At 33.5% G+C, this 13,943-nt stretch carries 13 protein-coding genes; 8 read left to right on the forward strand and 5 right to left on the reverse strand.

Translation table 11 applies throughout. The features are described from left to right. Nucleotides 1–103 precede the first annotated feature (103 nt). Nucleotides 104–1,207 carry a DNA-processing protein DprA gene (gene dprA / locus L3X39_RS03275; RefSeq protein WP_237230312.1) on the forward strand — a complete coding sequence of 368 codons (1,104 nt, stop codon included), beginning with the start codon at nucleotides 104–106 and terminating at the stop codon, nucleotides 1,205–1,207. On the opposite strand, the gene trpS is transcribed toward dprA, so the two are convergent. Next, nucleotides 1,204–2,172, reverse strand: coding sequence for a tryptophan--tRNA ligase (trpS, locus tag L3X39_RS03280; protein ID WP_237230313.1), 969 nt, complete (start codon nucleotides 2,170–2,172; stop codon nucleotides 1,204–1,206). The genes dprA and trpS overlap by 4 nt on opposite strands. A gap of 125 nt (nucleotides 2,173–2,297) precedes the next feature. Here trpS and L3X39_RS03285 point away from each other — a divergent pair, with 125 nt between their 5' ends. Further along, a complete protein-coding gene (locus L3X39_RS03285) occupies nucleotides 2,298–3,035 on the forward strand; it encodes a lysophospholipid acyltransferase family protein (RefSeq protein ID WP_237230314.1) in 738 nt (245 codons plus the stop codon). An 86-nt stretch (nucleotides 3,036–3,121) separates the two neighbouring features. On the opposite strand, the gene L3X39_RS03290 is transcribed toward L3X39_RS03285, so the two are convergent. The 4 genes from L3X39_RS03290 to recA all read right to left on the reverse strand — a co-directional run bounded on the left by L3X39_RS03290 (nucleotide 3,122) and on the right by recA (nucleotide 6,743). After that, nucleotides 3,122–4,654, reverse strand: coding sequence for a hypothetical protein (locus L3X39_RS03290; protein WP_237230315.1), 1,533 nt, complete (start codon nucleotides 4,652–4,654; stop codon nucleotides 3,122–3,124). Then, nucleotides 4,654–5,196 carry an RNA polymerase sigma factor gene (locus L3X39_RS03295; RefSeq protein ID WP_237230316.1) on the reverse strand — a complete coding sequence of 181 codons (543 nt, stop codon included), beginning with the start codon at nucleotides 5,194–5,196 and terminating at the stop codon, nucleotides 4,654–4,656. Before L3X39_RS03295 ends, L3X39_RS03290 begins: the two co-directional genes overlap by 1 nt. A gap of 30 nt (nucleotides 5,197–5,226) precedes the next feature. Beyond that, nucleotides 5,227–5,637, reverse strand: coding sequence for a hypothetical protein (locus L3X39_RS03300; protein WP_237230317.1), 411 nt, complete (start codon nucleotides 5,635–5,637; stop codon nucleotides 5,227–5,229). 104 nt (nucleotides 5,638–5,741) lie between these two features. Beyond that, nucleotides 5,742–6,743 carry a recombinase RecA gene (recA, locus tag L3X39_RS03305; RefSeq protein ID WP_237230318.1) on the reverse strand — a complete coding sequence of 334 codons (1,002 nt, stop codon included), beginning with the start codon at nucleotides 6,741–6,743 and terminating at the stop codon, nucleotides 5,742–5,744. A 284-nt stretch (nucleotides 6,744–7,027) separates the two neighbouring features. Here recA and trhO point away from each other — a divergent pair, with 284 nt between their 5' ends. From trhO to L3X39_RS03335, 6 genes are all read left to right on the forward strand, one after another. Continuing rightward, on the forward strand, nucleotides 7,028–8,101 hold the full coding sequence (gene trhO, locus L3X39_RS03310) for an oxygen-dependent tRNA uridine(34) hydroxylase TrhO (RefSeq protein WP_237230319.1): 1,074 nt from the start codon (nucleotides 7,028–7,030) through the stop codon (nucleotides 8,099–8,101). A 119-nt stretch (nucleotides 8,102–8,220) separates the two neighbouring features. Next, nucleotides 8,221–9,405: a PSP1 domain-containing protein gene (locus L3X39_RS03315; RefSeq protein WP_237230320.1), complete on the forward strand. Its 1,185-nt coding sequence runs from the start codon at nucleotides 8,221–8,223 to the stop codon at nucleotides 9,403–9,405. Next, nucleotides 9,392–9,889, forward strand: coding sequence for a gliding motility lipoprotein GldH (locus tag L3X39_RS03320; RefSeq protein ID WP_237230321.1), 498 nt, complete (start codon nucleotides 9,392–9,394; stop codon nucleotides 9,887–9,889). Before L3X39_RS03315 ends, L3X39_RS03320 begins: the two co-directional genes overlap by 14 nt. 69 nt (nucleotides 9,890–9,958) lie before the next feature. Beyond that, a complete protein-coding gene (locus tag L3X39_RS03325) occupies nucleotides 9,959–12,292 on the forward strand; it encodes a penicillin-binding protein 1A (protein WP_237230322.1) in 2,334 nt (777 codons plus the stop codon). 120 nt (nucleotides 12,293–12,412) lie between these two features. Next, a complete protein-coding gene (locus tag L3X39_RS03330; protein ID WP_237230323.1) occupies nucleotides 12,413–13,114 on the forward strand; it encodes a CoA transferase subunit A in 702 nt (233 codons plus the stop codon). Nucleotides 13,115–13,124: 10 nt separating this feature from the next. Further along, nucleotides 13,125–13,778, forward strand: coding sequence for a 3-oxoacid CoA-transferase subunit B (locus tag L3X39_RS03335; protein ID WP_237230324.1), 654 nt, complete (start codon nucleotides 13,125–13,127; stop codon nucleotides 13,776–13,778). Nucleotides 13,779–13,943: the final 165 nt, after the last annotated feature.

Consider the following 13,943-nt stretch of genomic DNA (forward strand, 5'->3'; position numbering starts at 1 on the left):
AAAACAAAGTTAAAATTTTTTGCTGTTAGATAAAATTTAACCTCAAGTATTTATTAACAGTGTAAAAATTCTTTTATTGCGGTTTCAAAATCAAACATTTAAGATGACAGAAAACGATTTGCTTTATACTTTGGCATTGCAGCATGTACCAAATATTGGAGATATTATTGCAAAAAGACTTATTTCTCATTGTGGTTCTGCTGAGGCGGTTTTAAAAGAAAAAAAGCAAAACCTACTTAAAATAAATGGTATTGGAACAGTGGTTTTAAGCGATTTGTATGAATCACATCATTTAAAAGAAGCTGAAAAGGAAATCGAATTTATAAAGACTAATAACATAAAAGTTACCTATTTTAAGGGTAATAGTTATCCAGAGAAGCTAAAACATTGTATTGATGCACCTATTTTATTGTTTGAAACGGGAAATGTTAACTTAGAAAACCAGCATATTATTAGCATTGTAGGAGCTAGAAAAATTACAACAAGTGGTATGGCGTTTTGTGAAGATGTGGTTGAGAAATTAGCACCTTATAACCCTATAATTGTTTCTGGGTTTGCTTACGGAACCGATATTACAGCTCATAAAGCGGCGATTAAAAATAATTTGCAAACTATAGGTTGTTTAGCACATGGATTAAATACTATTTATCCTAAAGTTCATAAAAAGTATATGGTTGATGTAGAAAAAAACGGTGGATTTTTATCTGATTTTTGGAGTACAGACACCTTTGATAAAAACAATTTTTTAAAGCGAAATAGAATTATAGCAGGATTGAGTGAGGCAACAATTGTGATTGAGTCTGCCGAAAAAGGCGGAAGTTTAGTTACTGCAGACATTGCAAATTCTTATAACAGAGATGTTTTTGCAGTTCCAGGTAGAACAACTGATAGCCAGAGTGTTGGGTGTAATAATTTAATTAAACATCAAAAAGCTCATATGCTTACTACACCTTTAGATGTGCCTTATATTTTAAATTGGAAGTTAGAGGACGATAAAAAACCGGCGATTCAAAAAAAGCTATTTGTTGAGTTAGATACTACTGAAAAGGCGATTTATAATTATCTGAAAGAAAACGAAAAGCAACAGTTGGACGTAATTGCTATTAATTGCAGTCTACCTATTTTTAAGGTCAGTAGTACACTATTAAATATGGAATTAAAGGGTATAATTAGACCTTTACCTGGGAAGTTATTCGAGGTGGTTTAATACCCAACCTTTTCCCTAACTCTATTTAAAACAGTGTCTGCTACTAATTTTGCCTTTTCTGCTCCAACGGCCAGTGCTTTATCAATTTCGTTGAGGTTATTCATGTAGTAATTGTAACGCTCACGTTCTTTAGCAAATTTTTCAATAATTAACTCAAACAAAGCCTGTTTTGCATGTCCGTAACCATAATTTCCGTTTTCGTAATTAGCTTTCATAGTTGCAATTTGCTCATCAGAAGCTAGTAAACTATAAATAGCAAAACAGTTACAAGTTTTCCAATCTTTAGGTGCTTCAAGCGGGGTGCTATCGGTTTCAATAGACATGATTTGCTTTCGTAGTTTTTTATCATCTAAAAAGATATTGATGATGTTATTTCTACTTTTGCTCATTTTCTCACCATCGATTCCAGGAATAAGCATGGTGTTTTTTTGTACTTCAGCTCGAGGTAAAACAAAAGTTTCTCCAACTTTGGCATGAAATCTTGATGCCACATCACGGGTCATTTCAATATGTTGTTCTTGGTCTTTTCCAACAGGAATAATTTCTGCATCATAAAGCAAAATATCGGCAGCCATAAGCATCGGGTAAGTAAATAAACCAGAGTTTACATCTTCTAGTCTATCGGCTTTATCTTTAAAACTGTGCGCCAATGTTAACCGTTGATATGGAAAAAAGCAACTTAAATACCAAGACAATTCAGTTACTTGTGGCACGTCGCTCTGTCTGTAAAATACCGTTTTTTGTATGTCTAAACCAAAAGCTAACCACACTGCAGCCGTTGAATAGGTATTCATTCTTAATGTGTCAGCATCCTTAATCTGAGTTAAGGTATGCAGATTTGCAATAAATAAATACGAATCGTTTTCTGGCTTTTCTGCCATTTGTATCGCTGGAATAATGGCACCTAAAATATTTCCTAAATGCGGTGTTCCGGTGCTTTGTATACCTGTAAGTATTCTTGCCATAATACTTCCTGCCTTTCGGCTCCGCTCAAGATAAACTTCAGCAGGAATTTTTTAAGAGTTAAACAAAAGGCAAAGGTAATTTTTTTAATAGAATAGCTCAATACAAATATGTATTTTTGGTCTTTATGAAGATTTTTAAATATATTTTCTGGGTATTATACCGTATTTGGTTTTACATTCTTGTAGCCTTACCAATAATCGTTATGTTCCCCGTTCTTTTAATTTCTATTTCTAAAGAATCATGGTATCCCTTCTTTTTTAAACTCGCGCGTTTTTGGGCGAAGTTTATTTTAGTTGGAATGGGTTTTAGATGGATTGTTGAAAGCGAGCAAACTCCAAACCCATCAAAAAGCTATATGTTTATTGCTAATCATACCTCGATGGCTGATATAATGCTCATGCTGGTTTCAGTTAAAAATCCATTTGTATTTGTTGGAAAAAAAGAGCTGGCTAAAATTCCACTTTTTGGGTTTTTCTATAAACGAACCTGCATTCTAGTAGATAGAAGTTCACCTAAAAGTAGGCAAGGAGTATTTTTAAGAGCCCAAAAACGATTAAAAACAGGAGTTAGTATTTGTATTTTTCCTGAAGGAGGTGTACCTGAAGAGCATATTTTGTTAGATGAATTTAAAGATGGCGCTTTTAGGTTAGCCATAAACCATCAAATTCCTGTTGTACCATTGACATTTGCCGATAATAAAAAGCGTTTTTCTTATACTTTTTTTAGTGGCGGTCCAGGGAACATGCGTGTGAAAATACACAAGTTTTTATCTACAAAGGGTTTAACTATTGAGGGCACAAAGAGATTAAATGAAGAGGCAAGAGCTATTATTTTAAACCAGCTGCAAGCTTACAATAAATAAAAAACCGTCTCGGGGAAGAGACGGTTTTTTTTCGATATGCATTTCCGAGCTTAAATGAAAATGTATATCCAGATCTAACCAAAAACCTAAAATTTAATAGCAAATCCGGTATAAACACCTATAAAAAATGGTGTAAAATTACCTGATGTATTTTTAAATGTGTTAATTTGATATTTAAACATAGGCTCTAAATTCAAGTCTATTTTTTTAGAAACCTGATAGTTAAAACCTAAACCAAAATTAGCACTATAACTTACTTTGTTAATATTATTAGCCTCACCTAAAAAAGTTCTATTTCCATTTTCTGCCTCAGAATATATTTCATTATCATTTAAAAAGAATGAACTAAACCCACCAATAACATTTACGCCTAATTTTTTATCAGAAAGTGTGTATTGAATTTCTAAAGGAATTTCTATATAGCCTAATGCCTGATTTAGAGAGGTGTTAGTAGTAGCAAAATCTTCAGGGATAGTATTGTTATTTAAACTTTCGGCGCTTATCACTGAAACAGCATCACTAGAACTATTATTACCAGTTGAATTAACATTTTGCAATGCACCACTACTAGAATTTAAGCCTGCAGATTGAAAAATAATAACATCATTAGTATTGTAACCTAAATTAACTTTATTAATACCTGAACGCACGCTTAATTTATTGTTTATAGCATAACTTGCAGATATACCATAACTCATGTTTACTTCACCGCTTTTGGCATTTTTATTAAACTGCGGATCAATGGAGGACCCTTCACCAAGCGAATTAAAATAAACAGGCGCAGCATTTGGGGCAATACTCCACCTGTTTTGTTTTAGTTCCTCTTCTTCACTAAGATCTTTGTTTTTATCTAAAGCCTCTTCAATGGAAAGGGCATTTTTTTCAGTTTCATTTTCAGTTGCACTTTCAGACTGTTCGTCTTTGTTTTGGGCAATATTATTACTGTTATCTGAAAGTTTATTTAAAAGTTCACGAGCCTTTTCTTTATCAATTAAAGATTCATTACTTGTATTATTTTCGTCATTTGAAGATGTAACAAGCGCATTGCCCTTTTCTTCCTTTTCTGAAAGGTCTGCTATAGCATTATTACTAGCGGGATTCACCAGTTTGTTTTTTATGTTATCTTTTGAAACATTATTAACACTATTATTACTTTTTCTTGTTGATTTAGAAGATTCAACTATCGAAGACTCGTTTATTGAATTTAACTTATTTTGAGATTTTTCAAGAGACGTTTTTTCATTGGAAGTATTTAAACCTTCTTTTGATTCTTCATTATCAATAACAGCGGTTTTAATGTCAGTAGTATTATCTGAATTTTTTAAAGAGGAATTAGTTTCCTCGTTTAATTGCTCTAAAGAGGCATCGTTATCAGTTTCCACCACTTGATTTGTTGGTGTTTTGCTATTGTCATTAAAAAATGTGTAACCAACAGTAAAAAGCAAAAGCAATAAGGCTGCTACACCGGCATATCGCCACCAAATAGGAATTACACGACGTTTCTTCTTTTTCTCGTTAAGAGATGCTTCAATGTTTTTCCAAACAGCATCACTAGGAGTCGCTTCAAAGTCTTTAAAACCCTCTTGAAAAAGTCTGTCTATATGTTTTTTTTCACTCATTATTGCGATTGTGAATGTTGTTTTGTTTTGTAATGCTCAATCGTTTGCTTCAAAATTTGTCTTGCTCGTGCTAAATTAGATTTTGATGTTCCTATATTAATATCAAGCATACTTGCTATGTCTTTATGCGAATAACCATCCAATACATAAAGGTTAAAAACCAAGCGGTATCTGTCCGGTAATTCTTGAATGATTTGTAATAGATAATCGATTGAAAGAGAATCTTCATCAACTTCTAATTCAACATCTTCAATAGTATTTTCATTAATTATATCAAAAACCTTTTCTTTTCGGTATCGTTGTAACGCAGTGTTTACCGTAATGCGTTTTAACCAACCTTCAAAAGAGCCTTTGCCTTTATACTGTTCAATTTTTTTAAAAACTGTAATAAAAGTGTCTTGCAGATTATCTTCAGCTTCTGCATAATTGCGTGAATACTTTAAGCAAACTGCGAATAATTTGCTCGAAAAGAGTTTATATAATTCGCTTTGTGCTTTAGTATCATCTTTTTTACAATTTTCTATGAGTTGATCTAAACTCAAATTAAACATGTATTAATTAATACTTAAACTTTAGTCTATTACTGGTACTTCAATAATTAAATATATTGGCTCGCCTTGAGAATCTTCTCCTTGCCAAAACTTAAAAATATAAGAACCATTGCTAGTAACTATAAAGTTAAACGTTGCTTCTACCAATTCATTTTCTAGTGTGCTGCAACTGTTATCTTCAAAAACATAAGTAATTGGAGCCACAGTACGTTCATTATTTTCTTTTAAATAATAAAACTCTTTAAAACTGTGGCAAGTTGAAGGCTTAAAATACGAAACAGTAATTGGATATGTTTCTCCTAATTGAAACTCACTAGGAATATCTACGCTCTCAACAGGCAAAATTTCAAAACTATAACTTACAGTATCATCATTAAGGCTACACGAAACAAATAATACTAAAGTTAAACTCAGGGCAAGTAACTTTTTCATAAAAATTAAAATTATTAACTAACATGTTTATATAGCTATAGATGCTTAGATAATAAAAAGGTTGCGCGTAAAACCAAAAAAATCCCGAATTAACGGGATTTTAATTATTTTTCTGAGACTATTTTTCTAACCTTGGCTTCAAGTTCATCCATCAGTTCTGGGTTATCCTTTATCAATGCTTTAACAGCATCTCTTCCTTGTCCAAGCTTAGTTTCGTCATAGCTAAACCACGAGCCACTTTTCTTAACAATTTCGTGTTCAACAGCCAAATCTAATATTTCACCTACTTTGCTAACACCTTCGCCATACATAATATCGAATTCTGCCATTTTAAAAGGTGGTGCTACTTTATTTTTAACAACTTTTACGCGTGTTTTATTACCAGTTACATTACCATCCGTCTCTTTTATTTGGGTAGAACGACGAATGTCTAGCCTAACAGACGCGTAGAATTTTAAAGCATTTCCACCTGTTGTAGTTTCTGGGTTACCAAACATAACACCAATTTTTTCGCGCAATTGGTTAATAAATATAACAGTACAGTTGGTTTTGCTAATTGATGCAGTTAGTTTTCTTAAGGCCTGAGACATTAATCTTGCATGCAAGCCCATTTTAGAATCGCCCATTTCGCCTTCAATTTCACTTTTCGGAGTCAATGCAGCAACGGAGTCTATCACTACAATATCAATGGCGCCAGAGCGAATTAAATTATCAGCTATTTCTAAAGCCTGCTCTCCATTATCTGGTTGAGAAATTATTAAGTTATCAATATCTACACCTAATTTTTCAGCATAAAACCTGTCAAAAGCATGTTCAGCATCAATAAATGCTGCAATACCACCTGCTTTTTGCGCTTCAGCAATAGCGTGTAAAGTTAATGTTGTTTTTCCTGAAGATTCCGGACCATAAATTTCTATAACACGTCCACGAGGATATCCGCCAACGCCTAATGCAATATCTAAACCTAAAGAACCAGAAGGAATAGCATCAACATCTACAATAGCAGAGTCGCTCATTTTCATTACGGTTCCTTTTCCGTAGGCTTTATCAAGTTTGTCTAGTGTAAGTTTTAGTGCTTTTAATTTCGCTTCTTTTTCGCTGCTCATTTCTATATATTTCTAAAAAATTGTATGCTAAAATACTATAAGTTTTGTCAGAATACAATTTTATAACGCAACCTTTTTCAACATTCTGCATCTACTATAAAAGATGGAAAAATTTTGCTATGAGATTTATCCAAAAACGGTTTGAATTTTAGACTAACTCGAACTTTACTAAAAGCACTTTAAGGTTATTAAAGTGCTTTTTTTATGCTTTACATTGTGACATTCCCTTAAAATTGTACTTTTGCACTTTAAAATATTTCTTTAACCTTATAAATTAGTATAGCATGCAACTGTACAATAAACTAAGCGCAAAAGAAAGAGCAGAATTAATCGATAAGGCAGGGAAAAATCGATTAACACTTTCTTTTTATAAGTATGCCAAAATAGGCAATCCACAAATTTTTAGAGATCATTTATTTGTTACTTGGGATGCACTTGATGTTCTGGGCAGAATTTATGTAGCACACGAAGGTATTAATGGGCAGCTTTCGCTTCCAGCAGATCGTTTTAAAGAATTTAAAAAGCACTTAGATTCTATTGTTTTTTTAAAGGGAATACGACTTAATATTGCTAGAGAGCAAGACAATAAATCCTTTTTAAAACTAAAAATTAAAGTTCGAAACAAAATTGTTGCCGATGGCTTAAACGATGATACTTTTGATGTAACTAACAAAGGAATTCATGTTGATGCTAAAAAATTTAATGAGCTTATTGAAGATGAAAAAACAGTGCTGGTTGATATGCGTAATCATTATGAAAGCGAAATAGGGCATTTTAAAAATGCTGTTACGCCTGATGTTGATACATTTAGAGAATCTCTCGATATTATTGAAGAAGATTTAAAAGACCATAAGGAAGATAAAAATTTGGTGATGTATTGTACTGGCGGTATACGTTGTGAAAAAGCTAGCGCATACTTTAAGCATAAAGGATTTAAAAATGTGTATCAATTAGAAGGTGGAATTATTGAATATGCAAGACAAGTCAATGAAAAAAAACTAGATAATAAGTTTTTAGGGCAGAACTTCGTGTTTGACGATAGAAGAGCAGAACGCATTTCCGAGGATGTGATTGCTTATTGCCACCAATGCGGAAAACCTTTTGATGTACACACTAACTGTGCTAACGAAGCATGTCATTTGTTATTTATTCAATGTGATGAATGTAAGGAAGAAATGAATAATTGCTGTTCTACAACTTGCAAAGAGATTCATGCGTTACCATACGAAGAGCAAAAAGCCTTACGCAAAGGGCAAGGAAATAGTAACGATATCTTCAAAAAAGGGCGCGCAGACCATCTTCCTTATAAAAAAGATTTGAGAAATATTTTTGATGTTTTAAAGAATAAGCAATTATAGTACTGATTTAGAAATTCTTCCTTCTTAAGTAAGTAAATAATCATATCTTTACAATTCAAATTATTTATGAACCATCTTCCAATAAAACTTTGGTTTTAGTTGGAATCAATATATAAAATATGGCTTGTGCAAGTTGCTCAACAAAAGACGGTCAACCTAAAGGCTGCAAAAATAATGGTACTTGTGGAACAGACAGTTGTAATAAATTAACTGTTTTTGATTGGTTATCCAATATGTCGCTACCTAATGGAGAAAAACCATTTAACTGGGTAGAAGTACGTTATAAAAATGGTAGAAAAGAATACTACCATAATACCGAAAATTTAACATTAAGTATAGGAGACATTGTAGCTACACAAGCGCAATCTGGTCATGATATTGGTATGGTTACCCTTACAGGGGAATTGGTGCGTGTTCAAATGAAACGCAAAAGTGTGCCAGAGAATATTGAAGAAGCCTTAAAAATATATAGAAAAGCAAGTCAAAAAGATATTGATATTTGGTCGGCAGCACGCGACAAAGAAGAACCTATGAAGGTTAAAGCGCGCCAGTTTGCAATTGATTTAAACTTGCAAATGAAAATTTCAGACATCGAATTTCAAGGCGATGCTAGCAAAGCGACCTTTTATTACACAGCTGAAGATCGCGTAGATTTCAGAGAACTTATTAAAGTATTTGCGAGAGAGTTTAGAACCCGTATTGAAATGAAACAGGTTGGGTTTCGTCAAGAAGCGGCACGACTTGGAGGCATTGGTTCTTGCGGACGTGAGTTATGTTGCTCCACATGGTTAACCGATTTTCGTTCGGTAAGCACGTCGGCAGCGCGTTATCAGCAATTATCACTAAATCCACAAAAGTTGGCAGGTCAATGTGGTAAGCTTAAATGCTGCTTAAATTATGAGCTAGATACTTATATGGATGCTTTAAAAAGCTTTCCAAAAACAGATATAAAATTACAAACTGAAAAAGGCACAGCGGTGTGTCAAAAAACAGATATTTTTAAAGGACATCTTTGGTATGCTTACGAGGGTGAATGGATGAATTGGCATAAAATAACAACGGAGCAAGCCAATGAAATTATTGAACTAAATAATAAAAATAAAAAAGTAGCTAGTCTTGAAGAGTTTGCTTCAAATGTTATTGAAGATACTAAAGCAGAGTTTGAAAACGTTGTAGGTCAAGATAGTTTAACACGTTTCGATGGTCCAAAACGTTCTAAAAAACGTAAAACTAATAAGAACCGAAACAATAGAAATAAAAATAGAAAAAGAAAACCTCAAAAAACGAATAATGACCCGAAGTAATGTAAAGTTATTTCTTCTTGTTTTTTCTTTTGTAAGCATTGTGTCTTGCGATTCTAATCGTGTTTTCGATTCCTATAAATCGGTTCCAAATAAATGGCATAAAGATTCTATCGTAAGTTTTAAAATAAACCCACCAGACTCTACAAATGCTTACAATTTGTTTGTTAACCTAAGAAATACAAATTCTTATAAGTACAACAACCTGTTTTTAATAGTTGAAATGGCATTTCCTCATGGAAAAACTATAAAAGACACTTTAGAATATAAAATGGCTGAACCTAGCGGGAAATTGTTGGGCACTGGACTTACCGATGTTAAAGAAAATAAGCTTTGGTATAAAGAACAAGTTGTTTTTAATGAAGCTGGTGAGTATACTGTTAATATTCAACATGCCATGAGAGAAAATGGAAAAGTAAACGGTGTTGTAGAGCTTGAAGGCGTTACAGATGTTGGCTTTAGAGTAGAAAAAATAAATAATAATTAAATGTCACTTCGAGTGATTCTGATTTTTTTTATCTGAATTGTATCGAGAAGTATTTATTAAGCAAAGTACATGGCAAAAACAAAAAAGGGACAAAAAGAAACACAGGACTTTTCAAAGCACATTCGGTGGTTTTGGAAGTTGTTTATAGGTGGCATATTAGCAATTTTATTAATTTTCTTATTAGCATCTTGGGGCGTATTTGGTGAAATGCCAGACCATACAGTTTTAGAAAACCCTAAAACCAATTTAGCTACAGAAATTATTTCTTCAGATGGTAAAACCCTAGGAAAATTTTATTTTAACGATAACAGAACACCTGTTAGTTATGATGATTTACCACAACATTTGGTAGATGCTTTAATTGCTACTGAAGATGCAAGATTTCACAAACACTCAGGTATTGATGCAATCGGGACTTTAAGAGCCGCAGTTTTTCTTGGAAGTAAAGGAGGTGCAAGTACTATTTCTCAACAGCTAGCAAAACAATTATTTCATAGAAGAGAAAATGCTAATGTTATCCAAAAACTTTCTCAAAAAGTCAGAGAGTGGATAATTGCTACACGTTTAGAACGTCAATACACTAAAGAAGAAATTATATCGCAGTATTTTAATATTTATGATTTTGGTAATAACGCTGACGGAATCCGAAGTGCTTCCAGAATTTATTTTAATAAGGAACCGAAAGATTTAGATGTAAAAGAGTCTGCTATGTTAGTAGGGATGTTTAAAAATTCATCATTATACAATCCAAGACGTAATCCTGTAGGAGTAAAAAATAGACGGAATGTGGTTTTAGCACAAATGTATAAATATGATTATATAGATAAGAAGCTAAAAGACTCTCTTCAAAACACCGAATTAGATTTAGACTATTCTCCAGAATCTCATCGTGAGGGTATAGCCACTTATTTTAGAGGATATTTAGATGGGTTTATGAAAGAATGGATAAAAAATAACCCGAAACCAGATGGTACAAAATGGAATTTATATAATGATGGGTTAAAAATTTACACCACTATTGATTCTCGAATGCAAAAATATGCTGAAGACGCTGTGCAACAACATATGCCAAGGTTGCAAGCAGAGTTTTTTCATCAAAATACACCAGACAGAAATCCTACTGCTCCTTTCTTAGAGTTAGACCAAAGTGAAATTAAAGATTTGCTTAATCGCTCTATGAAGCAATCAGAACGTTGGAGACACATGAAATATGATTTAAAAAAGTCTGATAAAGAAATTGAGGAATCGTTCAATAAACCAGTGCAAATGTCAGTTTTCGCTTGGGTAGACGGGCAGGCTTCAGAGATTGACACCATCATGAAACCTATCGATTCTATGCGTTATTACAAATCGTTTTTAAGACCAGGTATGATGTCAATGGATCCACAAACGGGTCACGTGAAAGCTTGGGTAGGCGGTATGAATTATCGTCACTTTCAGTACGATATGGTGAAACAAGGGAAACGACAAATAGGATCTACTTTTAAGCCTTTTGTTTATACTGCGGCTATTGATCAGCTACATTATTCTCCTTGTGATGAGTTTCCAGACACCCCATTTTGTATTGAAGCAGGTAAATTTGGAAACCCCGAAGAATGGTGCCCTAAGAATTCTGGAGGAAGTTATGGAGGACAAAGAACTTTAAAAAATGCTTTAGCCAATTCTGTTAATACTATTACAGCAAGATTAATTGATAAAGTAGGCCCGCAAACGGTGGTGGATTTGGCGCAAAAATTAGGTGTAGAATCTGAGATGCTACCTGTACCATCTATAGCACTAGGAACACCAGATATCAGTGTTTACGAAATGGTAGGGGCGTATTCTGCCTTTGCAAACCAAGGGGTCTATACCAAACCAGTAATGGTTACGAATATTGAAGATAAAAATGGTACAATTTTATATCAATTTAAACCGGAAACTCGTGATGTATTAAGTGAAGAAACAGCTTATGTAACGGTCAAATTAATGCAGGGAGTTACAGAGGGCGGATCTGGTACACGGTTAAAACATACATGGGCTGTTAATCAACCAGACTATAAAGAAGTCGTAACTGGTTACCCTTACGGGTTTACAAATCCAATTGCAGGAAAAACTGGAACTACACAAAACCAAAGTGATGGTTGGTTTATGGGTATGGTACCTAATTTAGTTACAGGTGTTTGGGTTGGTGCAGAAGATAGAGCTGTGCATTTTAGAACCATAACTTATGGACAAGGAGCAGCCATGGCATTACCAATTTGGGGGTTATATATGAAGAGTTGTTATGCAGATGAAACTTTAAATATCTCTAAAGAAGACTTTGTGGCTCCAGAAAACCTTTCAATAAATATCGATTGTTCTAAAGAGACAAATGATACTGGTGATGATTCAGACAAAAAAACTCCAGATGACTTAAATTTTTAAAAGATTATTTAAATAGGTAATATAGAAACCATCCTTATCAGGGATGGTTTTTTTATTTGTTTATATTTTCGGGAAATCATTCAATTATTCGTAATTTTATGCAGCTAAAACTGAATAATAATGATTAATAAACAAGTAGCCAATGTTCAAGAAGCCTTAAAAGGCGTAGCTAATAACATGACTTTTATGTTAGGTGGGTTTGGACTTAGTGGTATTCCTGAAAATGCCATAGCCGAATTAGTCAAACTTGGAGTAAATGGATTAACATGTATTTCTAATAATGCAGGAGTTGACGATTTTGGATTAGGATTACTTCTTCAACAAAAGCAAATCAAAAAAATGATATCGTCGTATGTGGGCGAAAATGATGAGTTTGAACGTCAAATGCTTTCAGGCGAGTTAGATGTTGAGCTTATTCCACAAGGAACATTAGCAGAACGCTGTAGAGCAGCGCAAGCAGGTTTCCCAGCAATTTATACGCCAGCAGGTTATGGAACTGAAGTGGCTGAAGGAAAAGAAACCCGCGAGTTTGATGGTAAAATGTATGTTTTGGAGCATGCTTTTAAGGCAGACTTTGCTTTCATAAAAGCTTGGAAAGGTGATGCCGCAGGAAACTTAATATTTAAAGGAACTGCTCGAAACTTTAATCCTAATATGTGTGGCGCTGCAAAAATAACGGTTGCCGAAGTGGAAGAACTTGTCCCGCTTGGGAGTTTAGACCCTAACCAAATTCATATTCCAGGTATTTTTGTACAACGTATTTTTCAGGGTGAGAAATATGAAAAGCGTATTGAACAACGAACTGTAAGACAAAGAAGTTAAAACTGATAAAATGTTAGACAAAACAGGTATAGCAAAGCGTATAGCAAAGGAAGTCAAAGATGGTTATTATGTAAATCTAGGAATAGGCATTCCTACTTTGGTTGCTAATTACGTAAGAGAAGATATTGAAGTTGAATTTCAAAGTGAAAACGGTGTTTTGGGAATGGGCCCATTTCCATTTGAAGGTGAAGAAGATGCTGATGTAATTAATGCTGGAAAACAAACAATTACAACGCTTCCAGGGGCTAGTTTTTTCGACTCTGCTTTAAGCTTCTCTATGATTCGAGGTAAACATGTCGACTTAACTATTTTAGGCGCTATGGAAGTGGCAGAAAATGGTGATATAGCTAATTGGAAAATACCAGGTAAAATGGTAAAAGGTATGGGTGGTGCTATGGATTTGGTTGCAAGTGCGGAAAATATAATTGTAGCTATGATGCATACTAACAAAGCAGGTGAGTCTAAATTATTAAAACGTTGTTCTTTACCTCTTACAGGAGTTGGTTGCGTTAAAAAAATTGTGACTAATTTAGCTGTTGTTGAGGTGACTAATCAAGGGTTTAAGTTATTAGAACGTGCTCCAGGAGTTTCAGTAGATGACATAAAAAAAGCTACAGAAGGACATTTAATTGTTGAAGGTAATATACCAGAAATGAACCTCTAAATTTTACAGAAAGTATAAAAAGGATATTTTTAATTCGATAAAATGTTAAATAAAAAAGCATTTCGTCGAATTTTTTTGATTTTAAACCGATTTATTAAAAATATATTACATATTAGCAGTCCTCAAATTAACCAAAGTAAAATTTTAGATTTCCCCAAATCTACC

The organism is Flaviramulus multivorans (assembly GCF_021728415.1).
Classification (GTDB): domain Bacteria; phylum Bacteroidota; class Bacteroidia; order Flavobacteriales; family Flavobacteriaceae; genus Sabulilitoribacter; species Sabulilitoribacter multivorans.

What these genes read in the sequence shown, in the direction of transcription:
- dprA (WP_237230312.1), top strand. Translation starts at nt 104, where the DNA reads ATGACAGAAAACGATTTGCTTTATACTTTGGCATTGCAGCATGTACCA.
- trpS (WP_237230313.1), bottom strand. Translation starts at nt 2,172, where the DNA reads ATGGCAAGAATACTTACAGGTATACAAAGCACCGGAACACCGCATTTA.
- L3X39_RS03285 (WP_237230314.1), top strand. Translation starts at nt 2,298, where the DNA reads ATGAAGATTTTTAAATATATTTTCTGGGTATTATACCGTATTTGGTTT.
- L3X39_RS03290 (WP_237230315.1), bottom strand. Translation starts at nt 4,654, where the DNA reads ATGAGTGAAAAAAAACATATAGACAGACTTTTTCAAGAGGGTTTTAAA.
- L3X39_RS03300 (WP_237230317.1), bottom strand. Translation starts at nt 5,637, where the DNA reads ATGAAAAAGTTACTTGCCCTGAGTTTAACTTTAGTATTATTTGTTTCG.
- recA (WP_237230318.1), bottom strand. Translation starts at nt 6,743, where the DNA reads ATGAGCAGCGAAAAAGAAGCGAAATTAAAAGCACTAAAACTTACACTA.
- trhO (WP_237230319.1), top strand. Translation starts at nt 7,028, where the DNA reads ATGCAACTGTACAATAAACTAAGCGCAAAAGAAAGAGCAGAATTAATC.
- L3X39_RS03315 (WP_237230320.1), top strand. Translation starts at nt 8,221, where the DNA reads ATGGCTTGTGCAAGTTGCTCAACAAAAGACGGTCAACCTAAAGGCTGC.
- L3X39_RS03320 (WP_237230321.1), top strand. Translation starts at nt 9,392, where the DNA reads ATGACCCGAAGTAATGTAAAGTTATTTCTTCTTGTTTTTTCTTTTGTA.
- L3X39_RS03325 (WP_237230322.1), top strand. Translation starts at nt 9,959, where the DNA reads ATGGCAAAAACAAAAAAGGGACAAAAAGAAACACAGGACTTTTCAAAG.
- L3X39_RS03330 (WP_237230323.1), top strand. Translation starts at nt 12,413, where the DNA reads ATGATTAATAAACAAGTAGCCAATGTTCAAGAAGCCTTAAAAGGCGTA.
- L3X39_RS03335 (WP_237230324.1), top strand. Translation starts at nt 13,125, where the DNA reads ATGTTAGACAAAACAGGTATAGCAAAGCGTATAGCAAAGGAAGTCAAA.